Below are 15,617 nucleotides of genomic sequence, written 5' to 3'. Positions count from 1 at the left end.
GCTCAGGCCAGACGGTGCCAGTTGGGGCGTTCGGGGCGCAGGGGCGCGGGCGCGCGCAGGGGCGGCAGGAGGAAGGTGGCCAACGGGCCGGCGCCCAGGCGCAGCGGCGGCGCCTCGGCCTGCAGGGGCAGGGCATTGGCGCTGCCGTGGCAGCTGTGGCAGTCCAGGTCGGCGCCGGCCTGGGCGATTTTGCCGAGCGTGCCGGCGTCGTGCGCACCATCGGTATCGGCGCCATGGTGCTGGTGCCCATGGTGGCCAAAGTGCACTACCGCCGGCGCCTGCTCGTGGCTGCAATAGCCAGCGGCTGCGGCCCAGATGGACTGCAGCGGCAAGAAGGCCAGCAAGATGAGGAGCAAGAGACGGCGCATAGGCGGCGCGGATTCTAACTGCTGCTGCAGCAAGAATATTTTGATAGCGGCTCACGCTTGCCTGGCTTATGTTTGACAGTCATTTGTACTGAAAAACAAGGCAGGATAAGCGTGAGCAGCTATCATTTTTAAGCGCTTGACATCAAGCGCTGGTGCGGATCAGGTGGTCGAACGCGCTCAGCGCGGCGGTCGCCCCGGCGCCGGCGGCGATGATGATTTGCTTGTACGCCGCCGTGGTGCAGTCGCCGGCGGCGAACACGCCGGGTACGCTGGTCTGGCCGCGCGCGTCGATCTCGATCTCGCCGAACTTCGACAACGCCACCGTGCCCTTGAGCCAATCGGTGTTGGGCAAGAGGCCGATCTGCACGAAGATGCCCTCCAGCGCCACGCGCTTGTCCTCGCCTGTGGCGCGGTCCTTGTAGGCCAGGGCGTTGACCTTGCTGCCGTCGCCCAGCACTTCGGTGGTCTGGGCGTTGAGGATGACCTCGACGTTGGGGAGGCTGGCGAGCTTTTTCTGCAGCACGGCGTCGGCCTTCAATTGCGGCATGAACTCGAACACCGTGACGTGCGCGACCACGCCGGCGAGGTCGATCGCCGCCTCCACGCCCGAGTTGCCGCCGCCGATCACGGCCACGCGCTTGCCCTTGTACAGCGGGCCGTCGCAGTGCGGGCAGTAGGCCACGCCCTTGGTGCGGTACTGCTCCTCGCCCGGCACGTTCATGTTGCGCCAGCGCGCGCCAGTGCTGAGGATGACGGTTTTGCTTTGCAGCACCGCGCCGTTGTCCATTTCCACCTCGATCAGCCCGCCGGGTGCGGCAGCCGGGCGCAGGGCCTTGGCGCGCTGCAGGTTCATCACGTCCACGTCGTATTCGCGCACATGGCGCTCCAGCGCGGCGGCGAACTGCGGGCCCTCGGTGTGCGGGACGGAGATGTAGTTTTCAATGTCCAGCGTGTCGTTCACCTGGCCGCCAAAGCGCTCGGCGGCCACGCCGGTGCGTATGCCCTTGCGCGCTGCATACACGGCAGCGGCTGCGCCGGCGGGGCCACCACCGACGATGAGCACATCGAACGCCTCTTTGGCGCTGAGCTTGGCCGCTTCGCGCGCGGCAGCGCCGGTGTCGAGCTTGGCGACGATTTCAGCCAGCTCCATGCGGCCCGCGCCGAACACCGCGCCATTCAAATAGACGATGGGCACGGCCATGATTTCGCGCTCGGTCACCTCCTGCTGGAAGGCGCCGCCTTCGATGACGGTCGTTTTCACCTTCGGGTTGAGCACGGCCATGAGCGCGAGCGCCTGCACCACGTCCGGGCAGTTGTGGCAGGTCAGGCTCATGTAGACCTCGAAGTTGAAGTCGCCATCACCCACGGGCGCAAGGGCCCGCACCTGCTCGATCAGGTCTTGCTCCACCTTGGGCGGATGGCCGCCCGTCCACAAAAGCGCCAGCACCAGCGAGGTGAATTCGTGCCCCAGCGGCAGGCCGGCAAAGCGCAGGCTCTGGCCGCCGTCCGGGCGCTGCAGGGCAAACGAGGGCTTGCGTGCATCCTGTCCATCAAAACGGGCGGTGATCTTGTCGCTGCGCAGGCCGGCGATGGTGGTGAGCAGCTCGCGCATCTGCGCGCTGGTGTCGCTGTCGTCCAGGGAGGCCACCAGCTCGAAGGGTTGCTGCACGCGCTCCAGGTAGGCGGCGAGTTGGGCTTTGAGGTTGTCGTCGAGCATGGTGGTTTCCTTTGTCAATTTTTCAAAAATGCAGGCGTAAAAAAGCCGGACACCAGGGCGCACGCGCCCTGCGTCGGTCCGGCTTGGGGGTGGGCGCGGCTTAGATCTTGCCGACCAGGTCCAGCGAAGGGGTCAGGGTCTTGGCGCCTTCCTTCCACTTGGCCGGGCACACCTGGTCAGGATGCGCTGCCGTGAACTGGGCCGCCTTGAGCTTGCGCAGGGTTTCGGCGACGTCGCGGGCGATTTCGTTGGAGTGGATCTCCAGCGTCTTGATCGTGCCTTCGGGGTTGATGACGAAGGTGCCGCGCAGCGCCAGGCCCTCTTCAGGGATGTGCACGCCGAAGGCGTTGGTCAGCTGGTGCGTCGGGTCGCCGACCAGGGGGAATTTGGCCTTGCCCACGGCGTCCGACGTTTCGTGCCACACCTTGTGCGAGAAATGCGTGTCGGTGGTGACGATGTACACCTCGGCGCCGGCCTTCTGGAACTCGGCGTAGTGCTCGGCGGCGTCTTCGATCTCGGTCGGGCAGTTGAAGGTGAAGGCAGCGGGCATGAAGATCAGCACCGACCACTGGCCCTTGAGGCTTTGCTCGGTCACTTCGATGAACTCGCCCTTGCCGCTGCGGTTGACGAAGGCGGTGGTCTTGAAGGGTTGCACTTGGGTGTTGATGAGAGACATCGTTGTTTCCTTTCGGTTGGGATGAAGTGATGACAGGACTGAAGTGTAGGCAGCCTTTGAGAATCAATCTAATCAATTGATTGAATCGGTTTGATTGTTCAAAACTATAAAAGTTCCCTCCACTTGCATGGGCTTTTGGCGGTGCGCCGCAGTCACCGACAATGCCGGTTTCAACCCCCATCCCACAGGAGCCCCACCATGCAAGGCGACGCCAAAGTCCTCTCCTACCTGCAAGCCCAGCTCAAGCTGGAGCTGACTTCGATCAACCAGTACTTCATGCACTACCGAATGCTCAAGCACTGGGGCTTCGAGAAGCTCGCGCAGGTCGAATACAAGGAATCGATCAGCGAGATGAAGCACGCCGACGCCATCATGGACCGCATTTTCTTGCTCGACGGCCTGCCCAATCTGCAAGACCTGGGCAAGCTGCTGCTGGGCGAGGACGTGCCCGAGATTCTGGCCTGCGACCTGCGCGCCGAACAAGGCGGCCAGGCGCACCTGAAAGAAGCCATCGCCTACTGCGAGAGCGCGCACGACTACGTCACGCGCGACCTGCTGCAAAAGCTGCTCGAAGACACCGAGGAGCACATCGACTTCATCGAAACCCAGCTGGGCCTGATCACGCAAACAGGGCTGGAGAACTACCTGCAGTCGCAGATGGAATAAACCTGGCGCAATGCGCCGAATTCCTTACAAAAACGCACAATTTTAACAATCCTCAGATAATTCGGCCCTTTTGGGCTTCTGGATGGATTTCGACCTGCGCACCCTCAACGCCATATCCGGGCTGTTGAATATCGCCATGGGTCTGGTGTTGTTTGGTATGCGCCAAAGCCTGCGTCAACCCGTGGGCGGCATGGGCTGGTGGGCTGGCGCGCCGCTGTTGTGCCTGGGCTCCACCCTGCTCTACGGGCTCGATGGCCGCCTGCCCGCCGGCGCGCTGGTACTGGGCGCCAACGGCTTGCTGCTGGCGGGCGCCATCTTTTTTTACTTTGGCAGCCTGGCCTACTACGGCCAGCGCCTGCCCTGGGTGCGCCAGCTGCTGCTGGGCCTGGCCACGCTGGGGGCGCTGGCCTGGTTTTTCTGGGTCTGGCCCGACTACCGCTTGCGCGTCGCCATCTTCACCACGGCCCTGGCCAGCGCCGTTTTGGTGCACGCCCACCTGCTGTGGCGGCGGGGGCGGGGGTTTGCAGTGCGCTTTACGCTGGCGGTGCTGCTGGTGCAGGGGCTGGTGTTACTGGCACGCGCCGTGGGTACGTTCTGGGTCGATGGCGCCGTGACCCCACGCTTTGCGGCCACCCCGCTGCAGACGCTGTACCTGGCAACGTTTTCCTTCTCCCTCACCCTGGTCTGTATCGGTGTGCTGCTGATGGCGAGTGAACAACTGCGCAGCCGCTTTGAACAACTGGCCACGCGCGACACCCTCACCGGCGTGCTCTCGCGCCATGCCATTTTTCAGGAATGCGAGCAAGCCTGGCAACGGTGGCAACAGGCGGGCGAGCCGTTTTCGCTGCTGCTGCTCGACCTCGATCATTTCAAGCGCATCAACGACAACTGGGGCCACCCCATGGGCGATCGGGTGCTGCAAGACTTTGCCCGCCGCTGCGCCGCCCAGCTGCGCGGTGCCGACCGGCTCGGGCGCTACGGCGGCGAAGAATTTCTGGCCCTTTTGCCCGGGGCCGACGCCAGCAGCGCCCTGGCCAGCGCCCAGCGCCTGCTGCAAGCGGCGCGCCTGCCCACCAGTGCCGACCACCCCGGCTGCAGCATCAGTCTGGGGGTGGCCACCGTCGAGCCCCAAGATGCAGATATGCACGCCCTGCTGGCCCGCGCCGACTGCCAGCTGTACCGCGCCAAGGAGCAGGGGCGCGACCAGGTCTGCGCGGCCTGATCAGGCCAGCGCCTGCTGCAGCGCCGCCAAAAACGCAGCAGGCTGCTCGTGCTGCACCCAATGGCCGGCGCCGGCAATGCGCGCCAGTCCCAAAAATTGCGGCGCGCTCTGGGCAAAAGCCGCTTCCAAGCGCTGCAAGCCATCACCGGGATACAGTGCATCGTGGGCGCCATAAATGGCATGAACCGGCCCAGCAAAGGCCGCCAGGGCCTGCGCCAAACGATCGCCCGCCGCCAGGCGCCGCCGGGGCAGGCGATCGCGTTCAACGTTGTGGATGTGCACGGCCAGGGTCTGGGCATCAATGCCCGCCGCGTCGTGCAGCATCAGCGCCGCCAGGTTGTGCCGGTGCACCTGCTGCTGCGCCAGCGCATCGGCCCGGTGGCGCCAGCCGCGCAGCGGTATGCGCACGCTGCTGACCACGCCCATGCCCGGTGCGCCCACCACCACCAGGCGCTGCACCTGCTGCGGCTGCGCTGCGGCGTACAGGCCGGCGAGCAAGCCGCCAAAAGAAAACCCCACCAAATCGACCGGCGCCGACCCCACCAGCGCCTGCAGGCCGCTGTGCAGCGGCGCCAGCATGGCGTCGGCATCCTGACCGCCGCCGGGTGGCACGTCGGAGTCACCAAACCCCGGCAGGTCCGGCAGCAGCAGCTGGCGCCCAGTGTGCTGCAAGGGCGCAATGCTGCGCAGCCAATGCGTCCAGCTACCGCTGCCGCCATGCAGCAGCACCAGCGGCGCCACGCCTGGCGTGGGCGCGCCCCAGACATGCCACACCATGCGCCCCTCGGCCATGGGGGTGTGGCAGCGCTGCGCCTGCGCCAGCAACTGCAGCACTGCAGGCGGGGCCGGGCTTACCACTGGGCGATGGCGTCAATCGCCAGGCCGTAGCCGGCCACACCCAGGCCGCACACCACGGCACGCGCCACCGGCGAGATGTAGGAGTGGTGGCGAAAGCTCTCGCGCGCATGCACGTTGCTGATGTGCAGCTCGATCAAGGGCAGGCCCGTGCCCTTGATGGCGTCGTACAGCGCCACGCTGGTGTGGGTGTAGGCGCCGGCATTGAGCACCACGCCCGCCAGCTGCCCGCCAGCGTGCAGGGCCCCGGCCTCGTGCAGCCAGTCGAGCAGCGCGCCTTCGTGGTTGCTCTGGTGAAAACGCAGCGCCAGCCCATGGCGCACGCACGCCTGGGCGCACAGCTGCTGCACATCGGCCAGTGTCTGCGCGCCATACACGGCGGGCTCGCGCGTACCGAGCAAATTCAGGTTCGGACCGTTGAGGACGAAAACGGTTTTCACAGCGGTGTCTCCAGGCGAAGAAAGCCGTGGATTATCCGCCCCAGGTGCTCTCAATCGCGGTCATGCCCCCGGCCATGGCCTCGGTGGTGATGGTGATGGTGATGGTGCCGATAGTCCGGACGGTAATGCCCCGGAGGCGGCGCGTAATACACCGGCGGCGAGGGGCGATACACCACCGGCGGCGGCGTGTACACCACGGGAGGCGGGGCGTAATACACCGGCGGCGGGGCGTAGTAGGGGCGGCCATTGGTGGCCCCCACGACCACGCCTGGCACACCCACACCCACCGTCCAGGTGACGTCGTTGTGCGCCTGGGCCGTGCTGGCACCGCCCAGAGCGGCCAAGGCCAAACCCCAGGCGGCGACCATGGCGGACAGAGAACGGGTTTGCGTCATACAACAGGCTCCTTCAAGCAAGATTTAAAGCCTCAACGCACCAGCCCCCCAAAAAGATGGCAAGAATGGGCTTTACGCTTGTGTCGGAACGTACACAGCCCCCCGCCTAAAATTGCGCCATGAGCTCCTCCCACCCCTCCAACCACCCCGACACCCCGCGCGCCAGCAACTTCCTGCGCCAGATCATCGAAACCGACCTGGCCGCCGGCACCCACGCCAGTCGCCACTGGGCCGGCAGCCCCGGCGACGGCGCGCACCATGCAGGCGGCCCCCTCGATACGGCCAAGGTGCGCACCCGCTTTCCGCCCGAGCCCAACGGCTACCTGCACGTGGGCCACGCCAAGAGCATCTGCCTGAACTTCGGCCTGGCGCGCGACTACGGCGGCGTGTGCCACATGCGCTTTGACGACACCAACCCGGAAAAAGAGGAGCAGGAATACGTCGATGCCATCCTCGACGCCGTGCGCTGGCTCGGCTTTGACTGGAAAGACGCCGCAGGCCACGAGCACCTGTACTACGCCAGCAACTACTTCGACTTCATGTACCGCGCCGCCGAGGCGCTGATCGAAGCCGGCCACGCCTACGTGGACGAGCAAACGCCCGACGAAATGCGCGCCCACCGGGGCGACTTTGGCAAGCCCGGCGTGGACAGCCCCTACCGCAGCCGCACCCCGGCGGAAAACCTGGCACGCTTTCGCCAAATGAAGAATGGCGAACTGGCCGACGGCGCCGCCGTGCTGCGCGCCAAGATCGACATGGCCAGCCCCAACATCAACCTGCGCGACCCGGCCATCTACCGCATCCGCCGCGCCACGCACCACAACACGGGCGACGCCTGGTGCATCTACCCGATGTACACCTTTGCCCACCCCATCGAGGACGCGCTCGAACAGATCACGCACAGCATCTGCACGCTCGAATTTGAAGACCAGCGCCCGTTCTACGACTGGCTCATGGCGCGCCTGATCGAAGCAGGCCTGCTCGTGGCCCCGCCGCCGCGCCAGTACGAGTTTGCACGCCTGAACCTGACCTACGTCGTCACCAGCAAGCGCAAGCTCAAGCACCTGGTCGATAGCGGCACGCTCACCGGCTGGGACGACCCGCGTATGCCAACAATAGTCGGCCTGCGCCGCCGGGGCTACACGCCCGAGAGCATCCGCCTGTTCTGCGAGCGCATCGGCGTCACCAAGGACTATTCCTGGATCGACTACGGCACGCTCGAAGGCTGCCTGCGCGAAGACCTGGAGCACAAGGCGCACCGGGGCATGGCCGTGCTCGACCCGGTCAAACTCGTGCTCACCAACTGGGCCGAAGTATTTGGCAGCGCCGACTACCTGGAAGACTGCACCCAACCCGCCCTGCCCCACGCCGCCCTGGCCGAAGGCCAGACGCCGCCGCCTGAGCGCCACTTCCAAATCGGGCGCGCGGTCTGGATAGAGCGCGAAGACTTTGAAGAAACCCCGCCCAAGGGCTACAAGCGCCTGTTCCCGGGCAACCTGGTGCGCTTGAAGGGTGGCTACGTCATCGAATGCACGGGCTGCACGCGCGACGCCAGCGGCCAGGTGATAGAGGTGCAGGCCAAGGTGATCGCGGGCACCAAGAGCGGCACGCCCGGCGCCGACAGCGTCAAAGCCAAGGCCGCCATCACCTGGGTGGGCGCAGCCGACGGCGTGGCCGCCGAGGTGCGCCTGTACGACCGCCTGTTCACCGACGCCCAGCCCGACGCCGGCGGCAAGGACTACCTGGCGCTGCTCAACCCGAGCAGCCTGAAGGTGGTGCCGGCCTACGTCGAGCCTTCGCTGGCCCAGGCGCAGCCCGATGCCAAGTTCCAGTTCGAGCGTTTTGGCTACTTCGTGGCCGACCGCAAGGATCACCAGGCGGGTGGCCAACCGGTGTTCAACCGCATCACCGGCCTCAAGGACAGCTGGGGTAAATAAGGCCCAGGCCCAGCCGCCTGCGCCGGGCTACCAGCGCAGGCGCATGGCGATGTGGGGAATGTCCACCTCGTCAAAGCGCTCGCCCTCGGGCACAAAGCCGGCGCGGCGGTAAAAACCTTCGGCGCTGCACTGGGCGTGCAGCAGCACCGAGCGGTCGCCGCGCGCCCGGGCGGCGCGCAGCAAGGCGTCGAGCACCAGACGCCCGTAGTTCCGACCACGCAGGGCGTGGTCAACCGCCATGCGGCCAATGCGGCTGCAGCCATCGGCATCGGCCGGCAGCAGGCGCCCGGTGGCCACGGGCGTGTCCTGGCGGTTATAAATTTTGTAGGCCACGGCGTGCAGGCACTGGGCGTCCAAGGCGTCGATCTCCAGCTCCGGCGCAATGCCCTGCTCCTGCACAAACACCGCCATACGCAGCTGCGTTGCGTCCGCGCCCAATTGCGCCCAATCGCCCAGGTGCAGCTCCGGCATGGGGCCGTCCACCGCGCCATGGGTGGCGTGCTGCGCCTGTTCCGGAGAAAGACCAAAAGCCTGCCGCAGCGCCTGCGCCGCGTCGGCATGGGCCTGGCGGGCCTCGGGCAGGACGCGGCCCATTTTGATGAATTCGTGCGTTACGCCCCGGTAAATCTCCAGCGCCACCGGCACGCGCGCCGCGCGCAGGCAGTCGGCGTAGAGGATGCCGTCGTCGGCCAGCGGGTCGCATTCGGCCAGACCGATCCAGGCCGGGGCCAATTCCTCGTGTTCAGCGGCGAGCAGCGGGGCAAAGCGCCAGTCCTCACGCTGCGCGCGCGTGGGCAGGTAGTTGTCAAAAAACCAGTCGATGCCGGCGGCCTCCAGGATCAGGCCCTGGCCGTAGCGGGCGTGCGCGGCTGTGTCCTGGCAGGGCGTGGTGCCGGGGTAGAACAAAAGCTGCAGCGCCAGCGGCAGGCCGGCGTCGCGCGCCATGAGCGCGCAGTAGGCCGAGAGCGTGCCGCCCGCACTGTCGCCGCCCACGGCCAGGCGCGCCGGATCGGCGCCGAGCGCGGGCGCTTGCAGCGCCAGCCATTGCAGCGCATCCCAGGCGTCATCGTGGGCGGTGGGGAAGCGGTGCTCGGGCGCCAGGCGGTAGTCCAGCGCCAGCACCAGGCAACCGGCCAGGCGCGCGAGCTCGCGGCACAGCACCTCGTGCGTGTCGAGGCCGCCCACCGTAAAACCGCCGCCGTGCAGGTACAGCAGCAGCGGCAGGCCGGCAGCGCTGCTCGGGGCGTACAGACGCGCCGGCAGCAAAGCGCCATCGCGCGCCGGTATGAGCAAGTGCTGCACCTGCGCCATGGGCGCACGCGGCAGTTCGAGCACGCCCGCACCCGCCTCATACGCCGCGCGCGCCTGCGCGGGGGCAAGGTGGTGCAGCGGTGGCCGCGCAGCACGGGCCATGCCCTGGAGCACGCTGCGCATGGGGGGCGTCAATTCAAGGGGATCCAAAGCGGTCACACGTAATCTCCGGCGTCGGGGCGCACGGTCCAGTCAATCGGGTCTTGCTGCAGCACCATGTCGATGTCGAGCCCCAGGGTGACGCCCACTTCGCCGGGAAAGCTCACGGCCAGCTCTTTTTCCCCCAACTCCGCCTCACGTGCACGCGCGCGCCAGACGGCCAGGTGCAGCACGCCGGCCAGGGGCTCGTACACGTCGTTGTCGAACGGTGCTCCCATGAAACGCAGGGCATCGACGACCACGCCCGGCAGCTGCCAGCGCTGCGCCAGGGCGGCGCTGACGTGGGCGTAGCTGTAGCCCAGGATGCGCTGCTCGATCTTGGCGCGGCGCGGATCGAGCGGCGCCACCAGGGTGTTGAGGGATTGGGTTCTTTCCGCGTCGGCCAGGTGCAGCACCAGCTCACCCAGGCCGTGCAACAAGCCGGCGGTGTAGGCCGCAATCTGGTTTTGGTGCACAAAGCCGGCGAGCGCGCGCGCCAGCTTGGCGGTGTTGCGGCTATAGCGCCAGAACTGCTGCAGATTCACCCCCGGCACCGAGCGCGAGGCCGCACCCAGCGGCGCCGCTGCCACCAGCGCGCGCAGCTGCGCCGTGCCAAGCAGGGCCAGGGCCTCGGGGATGCCGACGATCTGGCCCGGGGCCTGAAAAGCCGGGGCGTTGGCCTGCTCCAGCAGGCGCGCGGCCAGCGCCGGATCGGCGCCAAAGAGCTGGTTGAGCCGGCGCAGGCTGGGCGACTGCTGGCCCAGCTCGGCCATCAGCAACGCGACCGTGCGCGGTATGCAAGGCAGGGCGACCGGGGTCGCCAGCAGGGCGTTGAGCTCCATGGGGCGGTCGTGAAAGGTAATAAACCGTTTCGATTATGTCCCGTCCACCACGGTGCTTACTTTTTGTTTTGCAACTTGGCAAAGGCCGAGGCCATGGCCGAGGGCTGGGCCGCCTCCTGGCCGCCCCGGCGCGGCGGCTGGGCGTAGCCGCGCCCGGCCCCTTCAAAGCGGTTCTCGCGCGGCCCGTCGCGGCGCGCGGGGGCGGCGTCGAGCTTCATGGTCAGACTGATGCGCGCACGCGCCACGTCCACTTCCAGCACTTTCACCTTGACGATCTGCCCGGTCTTGACGACCTCGCGCGCGTCCTGCACGAACTTGTGGGCCAGCTGGCTCACGTGCACCAGGCCGTCCTGGTGCACGCCCAGATCGACGAAAGCGCCGAACTGCGCCACGTTGCTCACCGTGCCTTCGAGCACCATGCCCTCCTTGAGATCGGCAATGTCCTGCACGCCGTCGTTGAAACGCGCCACTTTGAAGTCCGGGCGCGGGTCACGGCCGGGTTTTTCCAGCTCGGCCAGGATGTCCTTGACCGTGATGGCGCCGAATTTTTCGCTCACGAACAGCTCCGGGCGCAGGGTCTTGAGCATGTCGGCGCGGCCCATGAGCTCGGCCACGGGTTGGCCCGTTTTTTCGATGATCTTCTGCACCACCGGGTAGGTTTCGGGGTGCACGCCGGTCATGTCCAGCGGGTTCTCGCCGCCACGGATGCGCAAAAAGCCCGCCGCCTGCTCAAAGGTCTTGGGCCCCAGGCCCGTGACCTGCAAGAGCTGCTGGCGGCTGGCAAAGGCGCCGTGCTGCTCGCGCCAGCGCACCACCGCCTTGGCGACGCTGGGCGAGAGCCCGGCCACGCGCGAGAGCAGCGGGCTGCTGGCGGTATTCAGGTCCACGCCCACGCTGTTGACGCAGTCTTCCACCACCGCGTCCAGCGTGCGTGCCAGTTCGCTCTGGTTCACGTCGTGCTGGTACTGGCCCACGCCAATGCTCTTGGGCTCGATCTTCACCAGCTCGGCCAGCGGGTCTTGCAGGCGCCGGGCAATGCTGGCGGCGCCGCGCAGGCTCACGTCCACGTCGGGCAGCTCCTGGCTGGCGTATTCGCTGGCGCTGTACACCGAGGCCCCGGCTTCGCTCACCACTATCTTTTCGATAGCTGCTCGCGCTTGCTCTGCTTGCCCTGGAGCCGATTTTTGCCACAAAGCGATGAGTTCGGCGGCAAGCTTGTCGGTCTCGCGGCTGGCGGTGCCGTTGCCAATGGCAATGAGCTGCACGCCGTGCTTTTGCACCAGACGGGCGAGCGTCGCCAGGCTGCCGTCCCAGTCGCGGCGCGGCTCGTGCGGGTAGATGGTGGCCGTCTCCACGAGCTTGCCGGTGGCGTCCACCACCGCCACCTTGACGCCGGTGCGGATGCCGGGGTCCAGCCCCATCACCGCTTTTTGCCCGGCGGGGGCGGCGAGCAGCAGGTCGCGCAGGTTGTCGGCAAAGACCTTGATGGCCACCTTTTCCGCCTCCTCGCGCAGGCGGGTGAACAGGTCGCGCTCGGTCGAGAGGCTCAATTTCACACGCCAGGTCCAGGCCACGCATTTGCGCAGCAGGTCGTCGCTCTTGCGGCCCTGGTGGCTCCAGCCCAGGTGCAGGGCAATGCGGCCTTCGGCCAGGCTCGGCTGGCCCACCTCAGGCTCCTGCGGTTGCACCAGCTTGGCTTCCAGAATTTCCAGCGCCCGGCCCCGGAACACCGCGAGGGCCCGGTGCGAGGGCACGCGGCCTATGGGCTCGTCGTAATCAAAATAGTCGCGGAACTTGGCGACCTCGGGGTCGTTCTCGTTCTTGCTTTCGACCTTTTTGCTGCGCAGCAGGCCCTCGGCCCACAGCCATTCGCGCAGGCTTTGCACCAGGACTGCGTCCTCGGCCCAGCGCTCGGAGAGGATGTCGCGCACGCCGTCGAGCACGGCCAGCGTGGTCGAAAAATCCGGCCCCGGCTTGCCGTCGTCCAAGGTGGTGGCGGGCTGGCAAAAGGCCTGCGCCTCGGTGTGCGGATCGAGCGTGGGGTCGGCCAGCAGCTTGTCGGCCAGGGGCTCAATGCCGAACTCGCGCGCGATCTGGCCCTTGGTGCGGCGCTTTTGCTTGAAGGGCTGGTAGATGTCTTCGAGCTCCTGCTTGGTGGGCGCGGCGGCAATCGCCGCGCGCAGCGCGTCGGTCAGCTTGCCCTGCTCGTCGATGGCCTTGAGCACCGCCACGCGGCGCTCGGCCAGCTCGCGCAGGTAGGCCAGGCGCGCTTCGAGCTCGCGCAGCTGCACGTCGTCCAGGCCATTCGTGGCCTCTTTGCGGTAGCGGGCGATGAAGGGCACGGTGGCGCCGCTGTCGAGCAGCTCCACGGCGGCAGCCACTTGTGCCGGGGTGACGCGAATTTCTGTTGCGATCTGCGCAATGATCTGGTCCATGCTGTCAAAGCCATCCAGGGGCATATACAAGGAAAGCCGGCGAGTGTGCCATAGCGGCCCAGCGGTTTTCTGGGCAACAATCGCCCCACCTCAAGGAGCCTGCCATGCCCCGTCTGCACCCCTTCTGCATCGTCCTCCTGGCCTGCCTCGGCAGTAGTGCCAGCGCCCAGATGCCGCCCGTGCTGGCCGCAGCCCCCAGCACGCCAGCGGCCCCGGCCCAGCCGCACCTGCAGCCGTCGAGCGACGGTGCCTTCGTCATCGACACCCGCGCCCGCCTGGCCTGGCCGCGCTGCGTCGAAGGAATGCAATGGACGGGCAGCAGCTGCAGCGGCCAGCCCCGCCTGCTGTCGCACGCCCAGGCGCAGGCGCTGGCGGTGCAGCGCTGGAAGGCCGAGGGCGTGGGCTGGCGCCTGCCACGCGTGCCCGAGCTGCGCCGCCTGGTCGATAAAAGCACGCAGCCGCCGGCGCTCAACCCGCAGCTCTTTCCCAACGCGCCCGCCGGCTGGCACTGGACGGCCACGGCCAACGTCAACACCGGCAGCGTCAACCCCTACGCCTACGGCAACGTGGCACGCGGCGGCCAGGGCGAGAGCGCGCTCTCCGTCGTCCAGGGCTGGGCCGTGGACACCGGCAGCGCCGAGGCCAGCCCCGACTTTGGCCGGAGCACCCTGCTGTTCGTGCGCTTCGTGCGGCCGGCGCCAGAACAGGAGAAAGCGGCCGAGCCGGCAGCGGATGCGGCCACCGAGCGCCCCTGACACCCCAAGGGTGCACTACCCCTTAAGCGCCCCCCGCAGCTGCACCCCCAGGGCCGGTTTATCGGCAAAAGGATCGCTCGGGTTGCGCGCCGCCAGCACATCCTCCAGGCGCTGGCGCACGCCGGCGAGCAGCTGTGGGTGGCTGAAGATGTAGAACTGGCCGCTGGCAACGGCGGCGAACACCTGGCGCGCCACATCCTCGGCGCTGACCTTGCCCGAGGCCACGGCCTTGCTGACCATGGCCTGGTTGACCTGCTGGCTGCGGCTGAGCGGGGCCGCGCCGTCCTGCGGGCGGTTGCGTTCGCTGCGGTCGATGGCCGTGGGCACGAAGTACGGGCACAGCACGCTGGCGCCGACCTGGGTGCTGACCAGGGCCAGGTCCTGGTACAGGGTCTCGCTCAGGCTGACGACGGCGTGCTTGGTCACGTTGTAGGCCCCCAGGTTGGGGGCGTTGAGCAGCCCGGCCATGCTGGCGGTGTTGACGATGTGGCCGCGCCAGGCCGGGTCGGCCTGGGCAGCGGCGAGCATCATGGGCGTGAACAGGCGCACGCCGTGGATCACGCCCCACAAATTCACGCCCAGCACCCATTGCCAGTCCTGCAACGAGTTTTCCCAGATCAGCCCGCCAGCGCCCACACCGGCGTTGTTGAGCACCAGTTGCGGTGCGCCGCAGTGCTGCTGCACCTGAGCGGCAAAGCGCTCCATGGCCTGGGCATCGGCCACGTCCACGGTCTGCGCCAGCACCGTGCAGCCGGCGGCGCGCAACTCGGTGGCCGCAGCCTGCAAGGCGTCGGCCTGCACGTCGGCCAGCACCAGGTTCATGCCGCGCTCGGCCGCCTCACGGGCGCAGGCCAGGCCCAGGCCAGAGCCCGCACCGGTAATGACGGCGGTGGCGCCGTGAAAATGCTCGATCATGGCAATGCTACTTATTTGATAGCTGCTAGCGCTTATCCAGCAAGCGCTAGGGCCTGATTTTTATCGTAATCAAGCACCCACCAGGGCGCTCACGCCGCCATCAACTGCCATCCACTGGCCGGTGATGTGCTTGCCTGCCGGGCTGGCCAGCAGCAGCGCCAGACCCTTCAAGTCTTCGTCGTCGCCCAGGCGGCCCAGCGGCGCCTTGGCGGCCATCTTGTCCTCGCCCAGGGCGGCGATGATGCCGCTGGCCATCTTGGTCTTGAAGAAGCCGGGGCAGATGGCGTTGACGCGGATGCCGTACGGCCCCCACTCGCCCGCCAGCGCGCGCGTGAAGTTGAGCACCGCGCCCTTGGAGGTGTTGTAGGCAATGGTTTTCATGCCCACCGGGTTGCCGCCCAGGCCGGCGATGGAGGCGACGTTGATGATGCTGCCGCTGCGCCGCGCAATCATGCTGCCCTTGGCAATGGCCTGCGCCAGCAAAAAGTAGCCGCGCACGTTCAGGTCCATCACCTTGTCCCAGGCGCTGGCCGGGTGATCCTCCGCCGGTGCGCCCCAGGTGGCGCCGGCGTTGTTGATGAGGATGTCCACCTGGCCCAGTTCAGCAAGCGCCGCCTGCGCCAGACGGGCGATGTCGTCATCCCGGGCGCAATCGGCGGCGATGCTGCTGGCGGCAATGCCTTGCGCCTGCAGCGCAGCAACGGCCTGGGCCAGCTCGTCGGCCTTGCGCGCCACCAGCAGCACGCGTGCGCCGGCCTCGCCCAGGGCCTGCGCCATCTGCAGGCCCAGGCCGCGCGAGCCGCCGGTGACGAGGGCGCTCTGGCCGGTCAAGTCAAAAAGTTGTTGCACGCTGCGTGCCATGGGTGTCTCCCTTTGCGGTTGAAAAAGCAAAGGCGATTGTGGGCAGCAGCGCTGGCGCCCGCTGTCACCTGCGCGATGCGCGCG

General features: G+C 67.4%; 15 protein-coding genes and 1 pseudogene. 4 read left to right on the top strand and 12 right to left on the bottom strand.

Going from position 1 to position 15,617, the window contains the following annotated elements; all coding sequences use genetic code 11:
- Positions 1-2: 2 nt before the first annotated feature.
- The 3 genes from G7045_RS04340 to ahpC all read right to left on the bottom strand — a co-directional run bounded on the left by G7045_RS04340 (position 3) and on the right by ahpC (position 2,761).
- Positions 3-368: a hypothetical protein gene (locus G7045_RS04340; protein ID WP_166157833.1), complete on the bottom strand. Its 366-nt coding sequence runs from the start codon at positions 366-368 to the stop codon at positions 3-5.
- Positions 369-510: 142 nt separating this feature from the next.
- Positions 511-2,085, bottom strand: a complete 1,575-nt coding sequence (ahpF, locus tag G7045_RS04335; protein WP_166157830.1) for an alkyl hydroperoxide reductase subunit F — start codon at positions 2,083-2,085, stop codon at positions 511-513.
- A gap of 100 nt (positions 2,086-2,185) precedes the next feature.
- Complete coding sequence (ahpC, locus tag G7045_RS04330; RefSeq protein WP_166157827.1) at positions 2,186-2,761, bottom strand: alkyl hydroperoxide reductase subunit C; 576 nt, start codon at positions 2,759-2,761, stop codon at positions 2,186-2,188.
- A gap of 198 nt (positions 2,762-2,959) precedes the next feature.
- Between ahpC and bfr the strand changes: the two genes are divergently transcribed.
- Positions 2,960-3,427, top strand: a complete 468-nt coding sequence (gene bfr, locus G7045_RS04325; RefSeq protein WP_166157824.1) for a bacterioferritin — start codon at positions 2,960-2,962, stop codon at positions 3,425-3,427.
- Positions 3,428-3,509: 82 nt separating this feature from the next.
- Positions 3,510-4,649, top strand: coding sequence for a diguanylate cyclase (locus tag G7045_RS04320; protein WP_166157821.1), 1,140 nt, complete (start codon positions 3,510-3,512; stop codon positions 4,647-4,649).
- On the opposite strand, the gene G7045_RS04315 is transcribed toward G7045_RS04320, so the two are convergent.
- Genes G7045_RS04315 through G7045_RS04305 form a run of 3 tightly spaced genes read right to left on the bottom strand, consistent with a single transcriptional unit; the run spans position 4,650 to position 6,339 of the window.
- Complete coding sequence (locus tag G7045_RS04315; RefSeq protein ID WP_370521753.1) at positions 4,650-5,441, bottom strand: alpha/beta fold hydrolase; 792 nt, start codon at positions 5,439-5,441, stop codon at positions 4,650-4,652. It abuts the gene before it with no gap.
- Positions 5,442-5,500: 59 nt separating this feature from the next.
- Complete coding sequence (gene aroQ / locus G7045_RS04310; protein WP_166157819.1) at positions 5,501-5,944, bottom strand: type II 3-dehydroquinate dehydratase; 444 nt, start codon at positions 5,942-5,944, stop codon at positions 5,501-5,503.
- 50 nt (positions 5,945-5,994) lie between these two features.
- Positions 5,995-6,339 (bottom strand): hypothetical protein, encoded by a 345-nt coding sequence (locus tag G7045_RS04305; protein WP_166157817.1) that lies wholly within the window; start codon positions 6,337-6,339, stop codon positions 5,995-5,997.
- A 119-nt stretch (positions 6,340-6,458) separates the two neighbouring features.
- Between G7045_RS04305 and G7045_RS04300 the strand changes: the two genes are divergently transcribed.
- Complete coding sequence (locus G7045_RS04300) at positions 6,459-8,276, top strand: glutamine--tRNA ligase/YqeY domain fusion protein (protein ID WP_166157815.1); 1,818 nt, start codon at positions 6,459-6,461, stop codon at positions 8,274-8,276.
- Positions 8,277-8,303: 27 nt separating this feature from the next.
- Here the strand turns inward: G7045_RS04300 and G7045_RS14670 are convergent, their stop codons facing one another.
- The 4 genes and pseudogenes from G7045_RS14670 to G7045_RS04285 all read right to left on the bottom strand — a co-directional run bounded on the left by G7045_RS14670 (position 8,304) and on the right by G7045_RS04285 (position 13,002).
- On the bottom strand, positions 8,304-8,687 hold the full coding sequence (locus G7045_RS14670; RefSeq protein ID WP_240919294.1) for a GNAT family N-acetyltransferase: 384 nt from the start codon (positions 8,685-8,687) through the stop codon (positions 8,304-8,306).
- Between the two features lie 114 nt (positions 8,688-8,801).
- A pseudogene (locus G7045_RS14665) lies at positions 8,802-9,710 on the bottom strand (alpha/beta hydrolase); the annotation flags it as partial.
- 32 nt (positions 9,711-9,742) lie between these two features.
- Positions 9,743-10,567, bottom strand: a complete 825-nt coding sequence (locus tag G7045_RS04290) for an HDOD domain-containing protein (RefSeq protein ID WP_166157812.1) — start codon at positions 10,565-10,567, stop codon at positions 9,743-9,745.
- 56 nt (positions 10,568-10,623) lie between these two features.
- A complete protein-coding gene (locus tag G7045_RS04285) occupies positions 10,624-13,002 on the bottom strand; it encodes a Tex family protein (RefSeq protein WP_166157811.1) in 2,379 nt (792 codons plus the stop codon).
- Positions 13,003-13,106: 104 nt separating this feature from the next.
- On the opposite strand from G7045_RS04285, the gene G7045_RS04280 reads away from it, so the two are divergent.
- Positions 13,107-13,757 (top strand): DUF1566 domain-containing protein, encoded by a 651-nt coding sequence (locus G7045_RS04280; protein ID WP_166157808.1) that lies wholly within the window; start codon positions 13,107-13,109, stop codon positions 13,755-13,757.
- 15 nt (positions 13,758-13,772) lie between these two features.
- On the opposite strand, the gene G7045_RS04275 is transcribed toward G7045_RS04280, so the two are convergent.
- On the bottom strand, positions 13,773-14,672 hold the full coding sequence (locus tag G7045_RS04275) for an SDR family oxidoreductase (RefSeq protein ID WP_166157806.1): 900 nt from the start codon (positions 14,670-14,672) through the stop codon (positions 13,773-13,775).
- Positions 14,673-14,741: 69 nt separating this feature from the next.
- The gene (locus tag G7045_RS04270; protein WP_166157804.1) at positions 14,742-15,533 is read right to left on the bottom strand and encodes an SDR family oxidoreductase; all 792 of its coding nucleotides are present in this window, start codon (positions 15,531-15,533) and stop codon (positions 14,742-14,744) included.
- Between the last annotated feature and the right edge of the window lie 84 nt (positions 15,534-15,617).

The sequence above is a fragment of the Acidovorax sp. HDW3 genome, from assembly GCF_011303755.1.
Lineage (GTDB): Bacteria > Pseudomonadota > Gammaproteobacteria > Burkholderiales > Burkholderiaceae_C > Paenacidovorax.
The sequence above is the reverse complement of the archived record's forward strand: the minus strand, read 5'-3'. Positions and strand labels throughout refer to the sequence as shown.

Coding starts and splice junctions, on each gene's coding strand:
- G7045_RS04340 (WP_166157833.1), bottom strand. CDS start 368: ATGCGCCGTCTCTTGCTCCTCATCTTGCTGGCCTTCTTGCCGCTGCAG.
- ahpF (WP_166157830.1), bottom strand. CDS start 2,085: ATGCTCGACGACAACCTCAAAGCCCAACTCGCCGCCTACCTGGAGCGC.
- ahpC (WP_166157827.1), bottom strand. CDS start 2,761: ATGTCTCTCATCAACACCCAAGTGCAACCCTTCAAGACCACCGCCTTC.
- bfr (WP_166157824.1), top strand. CDS start 2,960: ATGCAAGGCGACGCCAAAGTCCTCTCCTACCTGCAAGCCCAGCTCAAG.
- G7045_RS04320 (WP_166157821.1), top strand. CDS start 3,510: ATGGATTTCGACCTGCGCACCCTCAACGCCATATCCGGGCTGTTGAAT.
- G7045_RS04315 (WP_370521753.1), bottom strand. CDS start 5,441: ATGGCCGAGGGGCGCATGGTGTGGCATGTCTGGGGCGCGCCCACGCCA.
- G7045_RS04305 (WP_166157817.1), bottom strand. CDS start 6,339: ATGACGCAAACCCGTTCTCTGTCCGCCATGGTCGCCGCCTGGGGTTTG.
- G7045_RS04300 (WP_166157815.1), top strand. CDS start 6,459: ATGAGCTCCTCCCACCCCTCCAACCACCCCGACACCCCGCGCGCCAGC.
- G7045_RS14670 (WP_240919294.1), bottom strand. CDS start 8,687: ATGGCGGTGTTTGTGCAGGAGCAGGGCATTGCGCCGGAGCTGGAGATC.
- G7045_RS04290 (WP_166157812.1), bottom strand. CDS start 10,567: ATGGAGCTCAACGCCCTGCTGGCGACCCCGGTCGCCCTGCCTTGCATA.
- G7045_RS04285 (WP_166157811.1), bottom strand. CDS start 13,002: ATGGACCAGATCATTGCGCAGATCGCAACAGAAATTCGCGTCACCCCG.
- G7045_RS04280 (WP_166157808.1), top strand. CDS start 13,107: ATGCCCCGTCTGCACCCCTTCTGCATCGTCCTCCTGGCCTGCCTCGGC.
- G7045_RS04275 (WP_166157806.1), bottom strand. CDS start 14,672: ATGATCGAGCATTTTCACGGCGCCACCGCCGTCATTACCGGTGCGGGC.
- G7045_RS04270 (WP_166157804.1), bottom strand. CDS start 15,533: ATGGCACGCAGCGTGCAACAACTTTTTGACTTGACCGGCCAGAGCGCC.